The organism is Bradyrhizobium sp. HKCCYLRH2015 (assembly GCF_051168215.1).
In the GTDB taxonomy this organism is placed as follows: domain Bacteria; phylum Pseudomonadota; class Alphaproteobacteria; order Rhizobiales; family Xanthobacteraceae; genus Bradyrhizobium.
The window spans coordinates 1-16,445 of sequence record NZ_JBNPUO010000016.1 but is presented as its reverse complement, the minus strand read 5'-3'; the positions used below and the strand labels follow the sequence as shown (position 1 = coordinate 16,445).

Sequence of the window (16,445 nt, the reverse complement as noted above, 5' to 3'; positions counted from 1 at the left end):
CGCACACACCCGGTGCGTTTGCCCCTGCTGACACTTCCCGTGCGGCTGCCTCTCACCCCAACCCTCTCAGCGCGAGCGAAGCTCGTCGCGCCCCCGTAAGAACGGGGAGAGGGTGCGCACCGTTCGTGCCGAGCAAGCTCTGCGCTCAACTAATAGGCATCCCGCATCACCGCCTCACCGCACCAGCCGCGCCACCAACTCCACATGCGGCGTGTGGCGGAACTGGTCGACGGGGACGACCGTCTCGAGCTTGTAGCCGCCGTCGATCAGCATGCGGACGTCGCGGGCGAAGGTGGTGACGTTGCAGGACACCGCGACGATCACCGGCGCCTTGCTGGCCGCGAGCTGCCTGGCCTGGGCCTGCGCGCCCTGGCGCGGCGGGTCGAACACGACGGCATCGATGTCGCGCAATTCCGGCGGCATCAGCGGGCGGCGGAACAGGTCGCGCGCCTCGGCCTTGATCGGCTTGAGGCCGGGCGTCCCGGCCGCCTTCTGCAGCGCCGCGATCGCGCCGGCATCATTGTCCATGGCGGTGACGCGCGCCCGCGTGGCGAGCCGCAGCGCGAACGGGCCGACGCCGCAGAACAGGTCGGCGACGTGCTTGGCCTTGCCGGTCCGCTCCATCACGAGCTGCGCCAGCGTCTCCTCGCCTTGCACGGTGGCCTGCAGAAACGAGCCGGGCGGCAGCGTCACCTGCGCCGTGCCCATCGTGACAACTGGCGCATTGCGCATCAGCACCAGCTCGCCGTGGCGCGTCAGCCGCGCCAGTCGGTGCTGTTCGGCGAGGCGGGACAGGGCCGCGATGCGCGGCGGCGGCAGCGGGCCGGAGCCGCGGATGTCGATGTCGAGGCCGTTGCTGGTCGCGGTCGCCTGGATGTCGAGCGGCTTGCCGGTCGGCTTCAGCGCCTCAGCCAGGGCCCATGCGGCTTCCAGCGCACCGTCCAGAGCAGGATCGAGGATCGGGCAGCGGTCGATCGGCACGATATCGTGGCTGTTCGCGGCCGAGAATCCGACCCTGAGAACGTCGTGCGTGCCCATCCGGGCGTGGAAGGTGGCGCGGCGCCGGCCGGCGCCGTGGGCATCGATCAGATCGGCCACGTCGCAGTCGACCTTGGCGGCCCGTAGCGTCTCGACGATGATGTTGCGCTTCCATTGCTGATAGGGCCCGGGCATCCAGTGCTGGATGGCGCAGCCGCCGCACACGCCGAAATGCGCGCAGAACGGCGCGATCCGCTCGGGACTCGCCGTCTCCACCGCGAGCAGCTTGCGGCGATCGGGATGGCCGGGCACGACGGCCGTCTCCACGGTCTCGCCGGCCAGCGTGTAGGGCACGTACAGCGCCTCGCCCGATGACAGCGACACGCCATCGCCGCGATGGCCGACCTGGTCGATGACGAGACGTTCAACCATGGCGGCGCGCTCCCAGGAAGAATTCGGCGTTGCCGTCGCCGCCCTTGATCGATGACGGAAAGATCGCGATTTCGCTGCAGCCGAGCGAGGCGGCGAAGGCGGCGATGTCATCGCACACGGCTTGATGGACGGCTGCATCCTTGATGATGCCGCCCTTGCCGTGCTTTCCCTGCGCCTCGAATTGCGGCTTGATCAGCGCCAGCAGGCTCATCGGCGAGGCGGCGAGCGATAGCGCGGCCGGCAGCACCGCCTTGAGCGAGATGAAGCTGCAGTCGATCACGACGATGTCGGGGCGCTGCGCCAGCCGCTTGCCGTCGTAGCTGCGGATGTCGGTCTGCTCCATCGAGATGATCTTCGGGTGATTGCGCAATGACGGGTGCAACTGGTCGCGGCCGACGTCGACCGCGAACACGAGCGCCGCGCCATTCGCCAGCAGCACCTCGGTGAAGCCGCCGGTGGAGGCGCCGACATCGAGGCAGACATGGTCCTCGACCTCGATGCCGTAATGCTCCAGCGCCGCCGCCAGCTTGACGCCGCCACGCGACACCCAGGGATGCGCCGGCTCGGCCTGCAGGACGGCGTCGGCGGGAATGCTCTCCGAGGCTTTGCCGACCTGCTTGTCGTTGGCGAACACGAGCCCCGCCTCGATCGCCGCCTGCGCCCGCGCGCGGCTCTCGAACAGGCCGCGTTCGACGAGGAGGATGTCAGCGCGTTTGCGGGCAGGGGTCATGGGCGGTTTGATGAATGGTCATGAGTTGTGGAGTGGTCATGAGTTGTGGAGGTCGCGCAACCATTCCGGTGTCGTCCCGGGCAAGCACTGGCGCGCATCGCGCGTCGGTGCGCCGACCCGGGACCCATAACCACAGGACGTAGTTTGTAGGAAGATGGCAACTACGTGTCTGCCCAACACACCGTCCTGTGGTTATGGGTCCCGGCTTTCGCAGGGACGACATGGGAGTTCGTGTCATCGATCGTGCCACCACGCGAGACTCGTAGGGTGGGCAAAGGCGCGTGCACCGGTGTTTCCGCAAGCTCGTATCGCAATTGACGCGCCGTGCCCACCATCTCGATTGCAGAGCGTGGATGGACGGTGGGCACGCTGCACCTGGCGGCGCCGCTTTGCCCACCCTACGAGACCGTGGCCAGCCGCTCCGCCGCTAGCTTCACGCACAGCTCGAACGCCGAGAGATCGTTCCAGACATTCGCCGGCCGCTCGCGCGGCAGCACCAGTGGATGGCCGCGCAGCTCGAGCGCGTGGATCATCATGAGATTGTCGGGCAGGCCGAAATCCTCGACCGTCAGGCCTTCGCCATCGACCAGGCGGCCGTCCTGCTCCGTCACCGCCGTGAAGCGCCGGGCTCGATCGGCGTAGATGGCCGGGTCGTTGCAGTAGCCGAGACACAGCTTGCCGGATCCGGCCATGTAGCCGAACTCATAGACCGTGCCGGCATCGGCGCCGGGGCCGCGGAACGGCGTGAGATTGGCGATGATGGCATCGGCGTCGTCCATCATGGCCTCGTTGCCATGGAAGATCTGGCGCGAGGCGTCGGAGGAGGCGAGGTCGATGCTGTTGTCGAGGGGGTAGAGGCCGATCAGGCCGTGGCGGTCGCAGATCGCGGCCTTCCGCCGGCCGATTTCAATGGCATCCGGCAGGAACACGTCGGGACCTGCCAGATAGATCTTCATGGCTCACCACTGCGGGACGCAAGCCCGCCCTCAGGCGAGCTTGACCGACTCGGTCGCGTAGTCCTTGCCGAGCGCCTCGAACACCTTGCGGACGATGCCCTTGGCGTCCAGCCCGGCGCGGGCGTACATCGCCGCCGGCGTGTCGTGGTCCTGGAACTCGTCGGGCAGCACCATCGAACGCATCTTCAGGCCGCCGTCCAGCATGCCCTGGTCGGACAGATACTGCATCACGTGCGAGCCGAAGCCGCCGATCGAGCCTTCCTCGATCGTGATCAGGATGTCGTGCTCGCGGGCGAGCTTCATCACCAGCTCCTCGTCGAGCGGCTTCATGAAGCGCGCATCGGCGATCGAGGCGGACAGGCCATGGGCGGCGAGCTCGTCGGCCGCCTTCTCGCACTCGGCCAACCGGGTGCCGAACGAGAGCAGGGCGACCTGCTTGCCCTGGCGGATCATGCGGCCCTTGCCGATCGGCAAGGGAACGCCAACCTCGGGCATTTCCACGCCGCGGCCTTCGCCGCGCGGATAGCGCACCGAGCTCGGCCGGTCGTTGATCGCGACCTGGGTCGCCACCATGTGCACCAGCTCGGCCTCGTCGGAGGCCGCCATGATCACCATGTTCGGCAGGCAGCCGAGATAGGCGTTGTCGAACGAACCGGCATGGGTCGCGCCGTCGGCGCCGACCAGGCCGGCGCGGTCGATCGCGAAGCGCACCGGCAGGCTCTGGATGCAGACGTCGTGGACGATCTGGTCGTAGCCGCGCTGCAGGAAGGTCGAGTAGATCGCGCAGAACGGCTTGTAGCCTTCCGCCGCGAGGCCGGCGGCGAAGGTCACCGCATGCTGCTCGGCGATGCCGACGTCGAAGGTGCGCTTCGGGAACGCCTTGGCGAAGATGTCAATGCCGGTGCCCGAGGGCATCGCGGCCGTGATGCCGACGATCTTGTCGTCCTTCTCGGCTTCCTTGACCAGGCTCTGGCCGAACACGTTCTGATAGGCCGGCGCGTTCGGCTTGGCCTTGGCCTGGGTGCCGGTGGCGATGTCGAACTTGGCGACCGCGTGATATTTGTCGGCTGCCGCTTCCGCGGGCGAGTAGCCCTTGCCCTTCTGGGTCACGACGTGGACCAGGATCGGGCCGGTCTCCATGTCGCGGACGTTCTTCAGCACGGGGAGCAGATGGTCGAGGTTGTGGCCGTCGATCGGGCCGACGTAGTAGAAGCCGAGCTCCTCGAACAGCGTGCCGCCGTCCATCATGAAGCCGCGCGAATATTCCTCGACGCGGCTGGCGCGGTTTGCAATCACCTTGGGCAGATGCTGGCCGAGCTGCTTGGCGGCATCGCGCAGGGTACGGTAGGTCTTGCCCGAGTAGAGGCGGGACAGATAGGCCGACATCGCGCCGACCGGCGGCGCGATCGACATGTCGTTGTCGTTGAGGATCACGATAAGGCGGGAGTTCATCGCGCCGGCATTGTTCATCGCCTCATAGGCCATGCCGGCGGACATCGCACCGTCGCCGATCACGGCGATCACGTTGTTCTTGCCGCCCGACAGGTCGCGCGCCACGGCCATGCCGAGGCCGGCGGAAATCGAGGTCGACGAGTGCGCGGCGCCAAACGGATCGTAGTCGCTCTCGGCGCGCTTGGTGAACCCGGACAGGCCGCCGCCGGTACGCAAGGTGCGTATGCGGTCGCGGCGTCCGGTCAGGATCTTGTGCGGATAGGCCTGGTGGCCGACGTCCCAGATCAGGCGGTCGCGCGGGGTGTCGAATACGTAATGGATGGCCGTGGTCAGCTCGACCACGCCGAGACCCGCGCCGAAATGGCCGCCGGTCACCGAGACCGCGTCGATGGTCTCCTGGCGCAATTCGTCGGCGACCTGCCGGACCTGCTCGACCTTCAGCCGGCGCAGATCTTCCGGGGTCTTGATGGTGTCGAGAAGCGGCGTCTTACTAAATGTGGTCACGGTGACATTCCAATTTTGCAGGTCGGGTTCAAGGGCCGACATCTGAGAGGTTCATCGTAACGGGCGGCGAAACCTGAGGTCTTGAAGGTCACATCCGCGCGGATCGAAGCCGCAGTCCGAAGACTAGCCGGGTTTGGGATCGATCTATGTGATGTAAGTCACTCTTGGTGGCCTTGCCGTCCTCGTTAGTCGCCCAAGATCGCCAAGTCGTTCAGCCAAGTGAGTTTTGCTAGCTCTTGCAAGCGCTTAGATTCCTCTCTCTGGAGAGGATGGACACTTCCAAAAACCCGCAGTTGCGAGAAGCTTTACACCAAAGTGCGTCTTAAAGCCAACCCGGCGGGCGTTGGCAAGCCCGCAAACGGTACCTTTGCGCCACGTCTCAACCGCGGCGGCGTGCCGGAGGTTCCAGTGCGCTGCTCAAATCGACGGCAGCCAGCGCTCCGCAATAGACCGGGGACGCGAGCTCGGTCCAGGCTTTTTCCCGCGGCACAGAATCCGCCGATGCGGCGATTGCGCGCGCCGCGGCGCGGTGAGCCATGCGTTCGCGTAAGGGGATCGGTCCGCGGAAGATCATGAAGAAGTCGCCGGCGTGCGGCCTTTCGTGGGCCGTCACGAAGCGGACGCGGAAGGCCTATGAGCGCAGCACGTTGTCATGATCGGGCCCGGACGCTTGCAGCCGTGGACCGGCGCGATCATGGGATCGGGGACGCCATGGTCGAACTGCCAGGATCCAATCGTGTCGCATGGTAAACGAAGCACGTAGCGGCGGCTCTCGATCGGTGAACGCGGGGCAGAGACTTCGCCAGGGGGCACTTGGCGGCCAAGCCCGTCGACAATGCAGCTGCTCCGATGTGCGGCCGAATTGCACGATTGAGAGGCGCTCCGACCGCGCGTGAAAGTCGCGCCGGACGGCAGCGAAATAAATCCGGACTGTTGCCCGGAGGGGCCCGCCGCAAGCGGCTATTGCACGTCGAGCGGCACGGTTCCCGCCGCATGGCCGCTGGCGTCGGTCGTGATCTTCTCGACCCGGGCCTCGGCCTGGCGCAGCAGTTCCTCGCAGCGCCGCTTCAGCGCCTCGCCGCGCTCATAGATCGTCACCGACTCCTCGAGCGGCACCTTGCCGTCCTCGAGCCGCTTCACGATCGTTTCCAGCTCCTCGATCGCGCGCTCGAACGACAGCTTCTTGACGTCGGTTACGGTGTTGTCCGCCATGCGGGTTCCCTGCAGCTCACTCAACTCCGGGGCCGTGCTTTTACACCCCGCTCGCGGCCCTGTCAGGCCCTGCCGGGGTGGATCGGCCGGAACCTGGGGATTACGCCCCGGTCAGCGCCGCGACGTGGGCCGCGACGGATTCCTTAAGCCCCTGAAGGTCATAGCCGCCCTCCAGGACCGAGACGACGCGGCCGCCGGCGGTCTTGTCAGCCAGATCCATCAGCTTGCGGGTGACCCAGCCGAAATCCTCGGCCCGCAGGTTGAGCGACGCCAGCGGATCGCGATAGTGGGCGTCGAAGCCGGCCGAGATGATCACGAGCTCCGGGCTGAACTTAGTGAGCTGCGGCAGGATCAGGTTCTCGAAGGCGGAGCGGAACTCGAGGCTGCCGTCCTCGGAGGCCAGCGGCGCGTTGACGATGGTGTCGTGCTCGCCGCGCTCGCCGCGGGCGCCGGTGCCCGGGAACAGCGGCATCTGGTGGGTCGAGCAGTACATCACGCTCTTGTCGGCCCAGAAGATGTCCTGGGTGCCGTTGCCATGGTGGACGTCGAAATCGACGATGGCGGCGCGCGCGATGCCGAAGGTGCGCTGGGCGTAGCGCGCGGCGATCGCGACATTGTCGAAGAAGCAGAAGCCCATCGGCTTGGCGATCTCGGCATGGTGCCCGGGCGGGCGCACCGCGACGAAGGCGTTGCGGTGGCGGCCGGACATCACCGACTCGGTCGCCGCGACCGCGCCGCCGACGCCGCGCATCACCGCTTCCCAGGTGCCCGGCGACATCGAGGTATCGCCGTCGAGATAGATGATCCCCGAGGTCGGGGCCATATGGCGCAGCTCGGTGACGTAGTGCTCGTTGTGGCAGAGCAGGGCGAGCTCGATGTCCGCCTCCGGGGCCTCGTCGCGATCGAGCAGGGCGAAGCGCTCCTCGGTCAGGGCCTCCTCGACCGCGCGCAGGCGGTCGGCGCGCTCGGGGTGGCCGGACGGCGTGGCGTGATCGAGGCAGGCTTCATGAGAGAGATACAGCGTCGACATCAGGGCTCTGCCACTCGCGCGTTGCGGGAGTGCCCAATCTATGCGCTGAACGCAGCCTCGGAAAGAGCCCCGCGGGCGATATGACCGGCTTTCCGCCCAGCGTGCGGGGCGTCACGAGGCCTTGTTGACGATGCGGCCGCGCGGTGGCGGCGCCAGCGGGCCGTTGGCCTTGAGATAGGCGAACAGCGCCTCGTCGTCATAGGGGCCGGTGATCGGATCGCGGCCGCTCTTGAACGCGGTGAAGCCGTCGCCGCCGAGCGCGAGGTAGTTGTTGATGGTGACCCGGTAGGACGCGGCGGGATCGATGGCCTTGCCGTCGAGCATCATGCTGGCGGCATCGATCCGCGCGCCCGCGGATTGTTTGGCGTCGAAGGCATAGGAGAAGCCGCTGGAGACCTGCAGGATGCGCGGCCGCGCCGGGTCGAGCCATTGCTGCTCCAGCGCGGCCTTGATCTCGGCGCCGGTCAGGGTGACCGTCATCAGCTGGTTGCGAAACGGCTGGCTCGCGAACACGTCGGCATAGGTCACCGCGCCGTCGTCGCGGCGGACGAGATCGGTGCGGATGCCGCCGGGATTGGTCATCGCGATCACCGCGCTTCCCTTGTCGGCCGCCCGCGTCGCCGCGAGCTGGGCATCGGCGACGACGTCGCCCAGCACGCTCTCGCCGGACGCATCGGGCATCCGCGACAGCGTTGCGCTGAGCACGCCGGCGGGCCGGTTGGCGTAGGGCGCGGCGAGCTTCTCATAGGCGTCGATCAGCGCGGTCTGTGCCGGATCCTTCGGCAGCGTGGTGTCGACGACAATGTTGGTGGCGGTCGCGCTGATCACGTCGCGCGTGGTGCGGTCGAGCTTGACGTCGATCGCGGTCACCAGCGTGCCGAACTTGTCGCCCGAGGTGACGAGCCGCTTGTCGATGGTGCAGACATAGGCCTGGTGGGTGTGGCCGGAGATCACGATGTCGACCGCGCTGTCGAGGTCCTTGACGATGTCGACGATCGGCCCCGACAGCCCGGGACATTCGTTCATGCCGCCGGACGGCCAGCCGCCCTCGTGGATCAGCACGACGATCGCCTGCACGCCCTTGGCCTTCAATTCCGGGATCAGCGCGTTGACGCTCTCGGCCTCGTTGCGGAAGTCGAGGCCGGCCGCGCTCGCCGGCGAGATGATGCCCGCAGTCCCCTTCAACGTCAGCCCGATGAAGGCGACCGGGATGTCCTCGAAGGTGCGGATCTCGTAGGGCGGAAACACCGTCTTGTCGGTGCCGGCGAGGAACGTCGACGCCGCGAGATAATGGAATTTGGCGCCGGTGAACGGCTGCGGCCCGCGGCAGCCGTCGGTCGGATGACAGCCGCCGTTCTGCATCCGCAGCAGCTCGGCCTTGCCCTCGTCGAACTCGTGGTTGCCGACCGCCGACAGCGCGAGCCCCATCTGCGACATCGATTCGATGGTCGGCTCGTCGTGGAACATCGCCGACAGGAACGGGCTCGCGCCGATCAGGTCGCCGGCGGCGACGAAGATCGTGTTGGGCTGGCCGTCGGCGAGCAGCTTGACGAGGCTCGCCATGTGCTCGGCGCCGCCGGCTGGAACCACGGTGGTCTTGGTCGGGTCGGCGGGATCGGCGACGCGGATGCCGGAGGAGGGCGGCTTCAGATTGCCGTGGAAGTCGTTGATGGCGAGGATGCGCAACGCCACCGGCTCGTCCTCGGCCGAGGCGGGCCGGCCGGCGATGCTTGCAACGGCGGCGCCGGTCAGCAGGCAGGCAAGCGCAAAGCGGGACAGACGGCTCATGGCAGGGTCACGTGTGGTGCAGGTCCGACGGCCGAAGCGCGATTGCCCCGCCGCGGTCGCAATGACATAAAAAGATTGCATAACAACAATACATCGGGAGGCCGGAATGAAAAGAATGATGCTGCTCGCGGCGACATTGTCGCTGGCCGCCGGCTCCGCTGCAGCGCAATCGCTGCCGGACCTGATGAAGCAGATGGTCGCGGCGTGGAATAAGCCGACCGAGCCGTTCAAGGTGATCGACAACGTCTACTACGTCGGCACCAACGGGCTGGCCTCCTACCTGATCACGACACCGCAGGGCCACATCCTGATCGATACCGTGATGCCGGAATCGACCGCGCAGATCGAGGCCAGCATCGGCAAGCTCGGCTTCAAGGTCGCCGACATCAAATACATCCTCAACACCCACGCCCATATCGACCACACCGGCGGGCTGGCGCAGATCAAGCAGGAGACCGGGGCGCAGATGGTGGCGGGCGCCAAGGACGTGCCGCTGCTCGAAGGCGGCTTCTATCCGGGCCGCGAGGAGGAGCGCTATCTCGGCTTCCCGCCGGTCAAGGTCGACCGCGCCGTGCGCGAGGGCGACACCGTCACGCTCGGCGGCGTGACGTTGACGGCGCACGAGACGCCGGGCCATTCGCCGGGCTGCACCAGCTGGACGACCGACGTGAAGGACGGCGACGCCACCCGCAGCCTGATCTTCTTCTGCAGCGCCACCGTGGCGTTGAACCGGCTGGTCGGCCGTCCCACCTATCCGGGCATCGTCGACGACTACAAGAAGACCTTCGCCTGGGCCAAGACGGCGCATCCCGACATCCTGCTGGCGCCCCATCCGGAGATGTACGACATGGCCGGCAAGCGGGCGAAGATCGCGGAAGGCGCGGCCAACCCGTTCGTCAAGCCGGGCGAGTTCAATGCCTATCTCGACAAGCTGGAGACGCAGTTCAACGAGGGGCTGGCCAAGCAGACGGCTGCGCTGCAGTCCGGCAAGTAGTCAGGCCGGATCGGCGGCGGCCAGCCGGTCCAGCGTGAAGCCGGAGAGATCGACCCTCGGTGTCTCGCCCCGGGCCATCGCGGCGAGCGCCTCGCCGACCGCCGGCGAATGCTTGAAGCCATGGCCGGAGCAGGCCGAGGCGTAGATCACGTCCGCATCGCCCGGATCGCGGTCGATGATAAAGCGGCCGCCCGGCGCGTTGGTATAGAGGCAGACCTCGCTGCGCAGGCAGCGCGGGCCGAGATCCGGCACGAAGGGGCGGACATAGGTCTCATAGGTCGCGGCGATTTCGTCCGGCGTGACCTCGCGCGCGACGTCGTCCGGATCGGTCTCGCCGGTCAGCACTTCGTTGGCGATCTTGACGCCATTGTCAGGCGAGCCCAGCCACGGAAAGCCGTAGATGTCGGAGGCCGCGCGGTCGCGGCCGGTGACGTCCCAGATGAAGACCGGCGCATCCGGACCGAAGCGCTCCGGATGGGACAGCACCTCGAACCAGTACAGCACCTGGCGGGTGACATTGACGCGGCGGCGCAGCGGCGCGATCAGCTCGGTGATCCACGGCCCGGTGGTGACGATCAATGTGTCCGCCGAGGTCGTCGCGCCGTCGTCCAGGGTCACGACGAGGGCGCCCGCGGCACGGCGAAACGCCGCCACGCACCGGCCGGTCACGAGCTCCGCGCCATGGCGCGCGGCCACCGCAAGCTCGGCGCGCACGCAGTCCTCGACCATGAGATAGCCGCCCTCGCGATCGAGGAAGGCGCGGTCGTTCGCCGCGGTGGCAAACGCCGGAAAGGCGGCGCGCAACTGCTCTGACGACAGCGTCTCGCCGTCGACGCCGTGCAGCCGCGCCGCGGTTTCGATGTTGGCGAAGAACTGCGCGCTGCTGACGCCGTGGACCTCGCCGCCATCCTGGCTCGGGATGAACAGGCAGCCGCATTGTTCGAACAGCCGTGCGCCGGTCTCGCGCTCCAGCTCCCGCCACAGCACGTGCGAGCGCTGCGCCAGCGGCGTGTAGTCGACGCCTTCGCCGATCGCCGCGCGGGTGATGCGGGTCTCCCCATGGGTCGAGCCGAATTTGTGCGGCGGCTGGAAGCGGTCGATGCCGAGCACGCGCTTGCCCGCCTTGGCGAGATGCAGCAATGCGGCGCTGCCGACGGCGCCGCAGCCGATCACGATGACATCAAACTGCGCCATGCGCGCCCGCCGCGGCTCCGCTCATTTCTTCTTCTTGCGCGACAGGAACGCCTTGAACGCGCCGACCGCCTCCTCGGAGGTCATGCGCTCGGCGAACAGATAGGCCTCCTGGTCGATGCGGCGGGTCAGCTCGTCCGGCGCGGTGCGGATCAGCCTGCGCCCGATCGCGACCGCCTCGGCCGGCAGCCGGCAGATGTCGCGCGCCACCTTGTGCGCCTCGACCTCGGTATGGCCCGGCGCCACCACCGTATTGACGAAGCCCGCGATCTGCGCATCCTCCGCGGTCATGGTGCGCCCCATGACCAGCATCGCGAACGCGCGCTGATAGCCCATGGTCTGCGGCATCAGCAGGCTCGAGGCGCCCTCCGGCACCAGGCCGAGATGGATGAAGGGCGTCGAGAACGTCGCCGTGGTCGACGCCAGCACGTAGTCGCAATGGAACAGCATCGTCGTGCCGATGCCGATCGCGACGCCGTCGACCGCGGCGATGATCGGCTTGACGTTATGCGCCAGCGAATACAGGAACTTGGTCGCCGCCGACGTGCGCGCGGCGTCGCTGCCGGCATTGCCGGCATGCAGGAAATCCTCCAGATCATTGCCGGCCGTGAACACGCCGGAGCCGCCGGTGATGATGATGCATCGCACCAGCGGGTTGTTCTGCGCGGTGTCGATCGCATCGCTCATGCCGAGATACATGGCCTGGGTGATCGCGTTCTTCTTCTCCGGACGCCGGAGCTTGATCGTCCGCGTCTCGCCCTCGTCGGTGACGATCAGATGGTCGGTCATGGGCTCCTCATGCGTGTGCGCCGGCCGCTGCGTTGCCGCCGGCCATTTGTCCAGTCCTGCATCTCACCGCAGCCTACATCATCCGCTGGTCGCGCCAAGGGCTGAAGCGGTCATTGGTCGCGAAGGGAATGCGGGCGTGACCGGAGGCGAGCGTTCGCCATGAGTCTCGCCGTGGTTTACGACTGGTTTGCAACAGTATCGGCGTCCGCTATCGTCCCGCGCAGAACTGCGATGTTTTGCAAGGCAATTCGATGACCAAGCTCTTTTCAGTACTGCTGTCGCTGCCGCTGCTCTGTCAGGTCTTCCCGGGGATCGCTGAGGCTGCCGCCACCGACCGCGCGCTGCTGTCGCTGTTCTGCGCGCCCGGCGCGATCGCGGGCACCACCTGCAAGCGCGCCAGATCCTATCCCGACTCCGAGGGGCGCCGCTGTGACGTCACCCTGAAGCCGGAGCGGCAGCAGGGACGTTTCCTGGCCTCCAGCAATCCGCTGCTGCTCGTGAGCTATGGCAGTGGCTGCGAGCCGCACGCGACCGATTTCGGCGGCGCGGTCGTGTTCGAGCAGGTCGGCGGCGCCTACAAATTTCGCGGCTTCCAGCCGGGCATGCAGGTGGATGAATGCGTCATCTCCACCACCAGGAACGAAGCGCAGGACGTGCTCGTCTGCCTGACCGGGCACATGGGGCAGGGGGTGGTCGAGACGGGCGTGGCGCGCGTCGGCTTCGCCAATGCCAGCGGCGGGCCCATCGAGATGTCCTATGATTTTCTGCTGCAGGCCGAGGACACGACGGGAGCCTACCTGACCAACATCGTTACCTGTTCGGAGCAGCTCAAATATTTCGATCTGTCGAAGCTCGCGGCCGGGCCGAGCCCCGGAACGGTCGTTGCGGACGTGAGCTACGCCGACCGCGAGACGATCGAGACAGCCTGTGGCAAAGGCTTTCCGAAGCCGAAGGATGCGGAAGACATGCGCGAGCCCGCGGCGGGCGAGGGCTCGGTGCCGCAGGGTTACGCCAAGACCGGCAGCGTTGTCATCGACATCGCGAGCCGCGCGGCCAGGCTGCGCTGAGGGCCGACGGCGACGCCAAGCGCACCGTCTCACGCGGCGATGCGGCCGCCGCTGAGCGTTCCCCGGGCGGTGTAGGTCTGCAGCCCCGTGCTCGGCGGCGCTGTGGAGACCGTCACCCCGGTTGTGCCGTCCGAATAGGTGGTCGTGGTGATGATCTCGCCGGCGACCGTGATCGAGACCTTGCTGATCACGATCCTGCTCGCCGTCGGGACGCCGGCCGTGCTGACCGCGGAGCGCGATCCCGTTCGCGCCAGGGCGGTCGCCGCCGGGGCTGCTGACGTCGTGGTGACGGAGCCGATGGCATTGATGGGCATGGCTCGCCTCGCTCGGATGTGAGGCCGATGCGGGCTGCGGATCCGGTGCTGACGTCCGCACCCTGCGACGGGACTGTCGTCGCCTTTGGCCTCGTGCGTGAGGTCCGCCGCGAGGCTCGCGCCGCCGGGTTAACAATGTCTCAACGCGCCTCGCGGCGTTTGGGCGCGCCGCAGGGCCCGCGGGCGTCGGGCTGCCCCGTCGTGGCGCGACCGGCCGCACGCGATCGATCCGCCTCTGCCGCCTATTTGGCGCCGTCGGACCGGGGGACGGGCGCTGCGCGCGAGGCAGCGGCCGGAGCCTGCTGCCGCACGGCCTCGCGCCGCAGGGCCTGCTCCAGCACCACCAGCCGCGTCGCCATGCGCGTCAGTTCGTCATGGACCGAGCCCTGAACGCCCTGCACGGCGTGCTGCACTTCGCGCAGTGCGTCGCGCTGGGTCTCGGCCTTGAGCACCCTGAACTCGGCCTCGATCGAGGTCAGGCGCTGGTTCACCGCCCGGATCGCCTCGGCGATCTCCTTCTGGCCGTCCTGCAGCGCGCGCACGTGATCGACCAGCCGCAGATGATCGGTCAGCTCCTCGACCGTCTTGCCGATGTTGCTGCGGCCCCACATCCTACTTCACCGACCTCAGCAGGTTCCTGATCGTCGCCAGATGATCCTCCGGCGATCCGAGTCGCGCCGAGATCGCGCTCATCAGATCCTTGCGCAGCTCCGACAGCTCGTCCTCCGGCACGATCCGCTCGGCTGGCTCATCATAGGGCATCCGCCGCGGCTCGACCTCGACGGGGCGTGGCGCGACGTCGAAATAAGGCGGCCGCTCGTAGACCGGGATGTGCGGCGCCTGACGCGATGAGGTGATGCGTGCCAGACCTGGAAATCGCGGCGGCGGCGTCCGCGCGGGACGTTCGATCTGGTCGATCAGCGCCGCCAGCGCGACATCCATGTTGCTGTCGTCAGGCTCCTCTTCGACGACGTAGGAGGGCTTCCGCACTGTCGCCCCATTCGCGGGCGATGATAGCGTAAACGACGATGCGTGGTCGCGGAGTCGCTCGATGACCCGGCGGACTCGCTCGCCGAGACCTGGCTTCTCCCTGGCCGGTGTTCGCATCAACATGTCACTCTCCAGCGGAACAGCTTAGGCGAGCAGGGAAAACCTTAGCAAGAGGCCATCGTTCAGCTGCCAACAGGATGTCGCGCAGTAGCCGGCGCCCGGCGGCGCATGCGCTGACCCCCGGCAGGTTCCTCTTGCGGATCCCTGGCACGAACGCGCGAAGCGCCGATGACGCCGGCAACCCAGGTGTGAAGTGCGTTTCGGCGTGCATATGGACCTGGCCGGCGGGGGAGCTGGTTTGACGCGGCCCCCCGACCCTTCGTGCCGTGGCCGGTCTGCCGGGCCGCGCGGCCGGCAGGAACGCGCAAGGCCATCAGTCGGAGGTAAGGAACAACCGTGATGCCCGGCCGTTCGGACCTTGCTTGCCGTCCCCGCAAACGTCCGAGGCCTTCCCATGTATCACCACGTCAAGAAGCTGATGTTCACCGTCCGTGTCGACGAGCCCGATCCGCGCTTCGGCAACATGCTGCTGGAGCAGTTCGGCGGCGCCAATGGCGAGCTCGCCGCCGCCATGCAGTACTCGATCCAGGGCCTCAATTGCGAGGACCCCGATCGCAAGGACCTGTTGATGGACATCGGCACCGAGGAGCTGAGCCATCTCGAGGTCGTCGGCACGCTGGCCCGCATGCATCTCAAGCCCGCCAAGTTCGACCGCGAGGCGGCCGAGGCCGATCCGCTGATCGCGATCGCCGGCGGTGGCGGCGTCAACCTGTTCAACTCGCAGGGCAGTGCCTGGACCGCGGACTATCTCAAGATCACCGGCGAGCTCGACGTCGACCTGCGCAGCAACATCGCCGCCGAAGCCCGCGCCAAGATCGTCTATGAGCGGCTGATCAATTTCACCGACGATGCCGGCACCAAGGACGCGCTGCAGTTCCTGATGACGCGCGAGATCACCCACATGAAGGCGTTCGCGCTGGCGTTGGAGAGCATGAACAAGCCGGCCTTCAGCATCGGCCGCATCGCGCCGACGCCGGGCCTGGTCGATCAGTTCTTCAACGATTCCACCGGCACCGGCGACCACGGCGAGATCGACACCCGCGGTCCCTGGAACGAGGGCGGCGACTGGGTGTTCACGGAATCGCCGGCGATCCAGGCCGACAACGGCGCGGCCAATGCGATCGTCACCGAGAGCTCGCCGCCGGCCGACGAGGCCGGCCTCGGCGATCTCCTGATCGAGGAGCTGCGCGACATCCTCCACGCCGAGAAGCAGCTCACCAAGGCGCTGCCGAAGATGGCGGAGGCCGCGCGCTTCGATCAGCTCCGCGAACTGTTCGAGCAGCACCTGGCCGAGACCGAGGCGCAGATCGAGCGCATCAACGAATGCTTCGAGCTGCTCGGCAAGACGCCGCGGGCAAAACCCTGCAAGGGCATGATGGGCCTGGTCGAGGAAGGCCAGGAGATCATCGCGCAAGGCGAGGACAAGGAGGATGCCGCCGCCGATCTGGCGCTGATCGGCGCCGCCCAGCGCGTCGAGCATTACGAGATGTCCGGCTACACCACCGCGCGCAATCTCGCCCAGCAGCTCCGCCACAGCGCCGTCGTCGCCCTGCTGTCGAAGTCGCTGGCCGAGGAGGAGAACGCCGATCAGCTCCTCAACCAGGTCGCCCGCTCGCTGATGTCCGTCGCCAAGATGCCTGCCGCGATCGAGCAGGCGTGATTGGGAGTAGGGCGGATGAGCAAGCGTCATCCGCCGTTTTCCCGCGAAGATGGCGGGTTACGTCTTCGGCTAACCCGCCCTATTTTCTACGCAGCGGCCGACCTCCCTGGAGGCAAGGCTCGCGTCGAACATCGCAGCTATGTGCTCGTCTCCCTCCACGTCGTCATGGCCGGGCTTGACCCACGGCTGTCCGGTTCAGCTTCCGCATATTGCGAGGCTCAACTGTTGTGGGTTTTTG

Annotated in this window: 16 protein-coding genes; 4 read left to right on the top strand and 12 right to left on the bottom strand. The window is 67.3% G+C overall.

The window, feature by feature from the left end; genetic code table 11:
* Window positions 1-174: 174 nt before the first annotated feature.
* The 7 genes from ACQR1H_RS31990 to ACQR1H_RS31960 form a co-directional block, all read right to left on the bottom strand.
* Window positions 175-1,410 (bottom strand): class I SAM-dependent RNA methyltransferase, encoded by a 1,236-nt coding sequence (locus ACQR1H_RS31990; RefSeq protein ID WP_315802319.1) that lies wholly within the window; start codon window positions 1,408-1,410, stop codon window positions 175-177.
* Window positions 1,403-2,140 carry a TlyA family RNA methyltransferase gene (locus ACQR1H_RS31985; protein ID WP_315802320.1) on the bottom strand — a complete coding sequence of 246 codons (738 nt, stop codon included), beginning with the start codon at window positions 2,138-2,140 and terminating at the stop codon, window positions 1,403-1,405. Before ACQR1H_RS31985 ends, ACQR1H_RS31990 begins: the two co-directional genes overlap by 8 nt.
* 398 nt (window positions 2,141-2,538) lie before the next feature.
* On the bottom strand, window positions 2,539-3,096 hold the full coding sequence (locus tag ACQR1H_RS31980; RefSeq protein WP_315802321.1) for a nucleoside 2-deoxyribosyltransferase: 558 nt from the start codon (window positions 3,094-3,096) through the stop codon (window positions 2,539-2,541).
* A gap of 30 nt (window positions 3,097-3,126) precedes the next feature.
* Window positions 3,127-5,052, bottom strand: coding sequence for a 1-deoxy-D-xylulose-5-phosphate synthase (dxs, locus tag ACQR1H_RS31975; protein ID WP_315802322.1), 1,926 nt, complete (start codon window positions 5,050-5,052; stop codon window positions 3,127-3,129).
* Window positions 5,053-6,012: 960 nt separating this feature from the next.
* Window positions 6,013-6,264, bottom strand: a complete 252-nt coding sequence (locus ACQR1H_RS31970) for an exodeoxyribonuclease VII small subunit (RefSeq protein ID WP_315802323.1) — start codon at window positions 6,262-6,264, stop codon at window positions 6,013-6,015.
* Window positions 6,265-6,364: 100 nt separating this feature from the next.
* Window positions 6,365-7,294: a histone deacetylase family protein gene (locus ACQR1H_RS31965; protein WP_315802324.1), complete on the bottom strand. Its 930-nt coding sequence runs from the start codon at window positions 7,292-7,294 to the stop codon at window positions 6,365-6,367.
* Window positions 7,295-7,405: 111 nt separating this feature from the next.
* On the bottom strand, window positions 7,406-9,082 hold the full coding sequence (locus tag ACQR1H_RS31960; RefSeq protein WP_434864247.1) for a bifunctional metallophosphatase/5'-nucleotidase: 1,677 nt from the start codon (window positions 9,080-9,082) through the stop codon (window positions 7,406-7,408).
* A 106-nt stretch (window positions 9,083-9,188) separates the two neighbouring features.
* Here ACQR1H_RS31960 and bla point away from each other — a divergent pair, with 106 nt between their 5' ends.
* Window positions 9,189-10,076, top strand: a complete 888-nt coding sequence (bla, locus tag ACQR1H_RS31955) for a subclass B3 metallo-beta-lactamase (protein WP_316218409.1) — start codon at window positions 9,189-9,191, stop codon at window positions 10,074-10,076.
* Here bla and solA read toward each other — a convergent pair whose 3' ends face one another.
* Together solA and ACQR1H_RS31945 are read right to left on the bottom strand one after the other, a co-directional pair.
* A complete protein-coding gene (gene solA, locus ACQR1H_RS31950) occupies window positions 10,077-11,270 on the bottom strand; it encodes an N-methyl-L-tryptophan oxidase (RefSeq protein WP_316218410.1) in 1,194 nt (397 codons plus the stop codon). It abuts the gene before it with no gap.
* Window positions 11,271-11,291: 21 nt separating this feature from the next.
* Window positions 11,292-12,056, bottom strand: a complete 765-nt coding sequence (locus ACQR1H_RS31945) for a crotonase/enoyl-CoA hydratase family protein (RefSeq protein ID WP_315802328.1) — start codon at window positions 12,054-12,056, stop codon at window positions 11,292-11,294.
* A gap of 251 nt (window positions 12,057-12,307) precedes the next feature.
* On the opposite strand from ACQR1H_RS31945, the gene ACQR1H_RS31940 reads away from it, so the two are divergent.
* On the top strand, window positions 12,308-13,123 hold the full coding sequence (locus ACQR1H_RS31940; protein ID WP_316218411.1) for a hypothetical protein: 816 nt from the start codon (window positions 12,308-12,310) through the stop codon (window positions 13,121-13,123).
* A 29-nt stretch (window positions 13,124-13,152) separates the two neighbouring features.
* Here the strand turns inward: ACQR1H_RS31940 and ACQR1H_RS31935 are convergent, their stop codons facing one another.
* The 3 genes from ACQR1H_RS31935 to ACQR1H_RS31925 all read right to left on the bottom strand — a co-directional run bounded on the left by ACQR1H_RS31935 (window position 13,153) and on the right by ACQR1H_RS31925 (window position 14,427).
* Complete coding sequence (locus ACQR1H_RS31935) at window positions 13,153-13,437, bottom strand: hypothetical protein (protein ID WP_315802330.1); 285 nt, start codon at window positions 13,435-13,437, stop codon at window positions 13,153-13,155.
* 242 nt (window positions 13,438-13,679) lie between these two features.
* The gene (locus tag ACQR1H_RS31930) at window positions 13,680-14,048 is read right to left on the bottom strand and encodes a hypothetical protein (RefSeq protein ID WP_315802331.1); all 369 of its coding nucleotides are present in this window, start codon (window positions 14,046-14,048) and stop codon (window positions 13,680-13,682) included.
* 1 nt (window position 14,049) lies between these two features.
* A complete protein-coding gene (locus ACQR1H_RS31925; RefSeq protein WP_315802332.1) occupies window positions 14,050-14,427 on the bottom strand; it encodes a hypothetical protein in 378 nt (125 codons plus the stop codon).
* A gap of 514 nt (window positions 14,428-14,941) precedes the next feature.
* Between ACQR1H_RS31925 and ACQR1H_RS31920 the strand changes: the two genes are divergently transcribed.
* A complete protein-coding gene (locus tag ACQR1H_RS31920) occupies window positions 14,942-16,207 on the top strand; it encodes a DUF892 family protein (protein WP_316218412.1) in 1,266 nt (421 codons plus the stop codon).
* 15 nt (window positions 16,208-16,222) lie between these two features.
* The coding region (locus ACQR1H_RS31915) for a hypothetical protein (protein WP_434908734.1) at window positions 16,223-16,445 on the top strand (223 nt) is incomplete at its 3' end.

Coding starts and splice junctions, on each gene's coding strand:
- ACQR1H_RS31990 (WP_315802319.1), bottom strand. CDS start 1,410: ATGGTTGAACGTCTCGTCATCGACCAGGTCGGCCATCGCGGCGATGGC.
- ACQR1H_RS31985 (WP_315802320.1), bottom strand. CDS start 2,140: ATGACCCCTGCCCGCAAACGCGCTGACATCCTCCTCGTCGAACGCGGC.
- ACQR1H_RS31980 (WP_315802321.1), bottom strand. CDS start 3,096: ATGAAGATCTATCTGGCAGGTCCCGACGTGTTCCTGCCGGATGCCATT.
- ACQR1H_RS31970 (WP_315802323.1), bottom strand. CDS start 6,264: ATGGCGGACAACACCGTAACCGACGTCAAGAAGCTGTCGTTCGAGCGC.
- ACQR1H_RS31965 (WP_315802324.1), bottom strand. CDS start 7,294: ATGTCGACGCTGTATCTCTCTCATGAAGCCTGCCTCGATCACGCCACG.
- ACQR1H_RS31960 (WP_434864247.1), bottom strand. CDS start 9,082: ATGAGCCGTCTGTCCCGCTTTGCGCTTGCCTGCCTGCTGACCGGCGCC.
- bla (WP_316218409.1), top strand. CDS start 9,189: ATGAAAAGAATGATGCTGCTCGCGGCGACATTGTCGCTGGCCGCCGGC.
- solA (WP_316218410.1), bottom strand. CDS start 11,270: ATGGCGCAGTTTGATGTCATCGTGATCGGCTGCGGCGCCGTCGGCAGC.
- ACQR1H_RS31945 (WP_315802328.1), bottom strand. CDS start 12,056: ATGACCGACCATCTGATCGTCACCGACGAGGGCGAGACGCGGACGATC.
- ACQR1H_RS31940 (WP_316218411.1), top strand. CDS start 12,308: ATGACCAAGCTCTTTTCAGTACTGCTGTCGCTGCCGCTGCTCTGTCAG.
- ACQR1H_RS31935 (WP_315802330.1), bottom strand. CDS start 13,437: ATGCCCATCAATGCCATCGGCTCCGTCACCACGACGTCAGCAGCCCCG.
- ACQR1H_RS31930 (WP_315802331.1), bottom strand. CDS start 14,048: ATGTGGGGCCGCAGCAACATCGGCAAGACGGTCGAGGAGCTGACCGAT.
- ACQR1H_RS31920 (WP_316218412.1), top strand. CDS start 14,942: ATGTATCACCACGTCAAGAAGCTGATGTTCACCGTCCGTGTCGACGAG.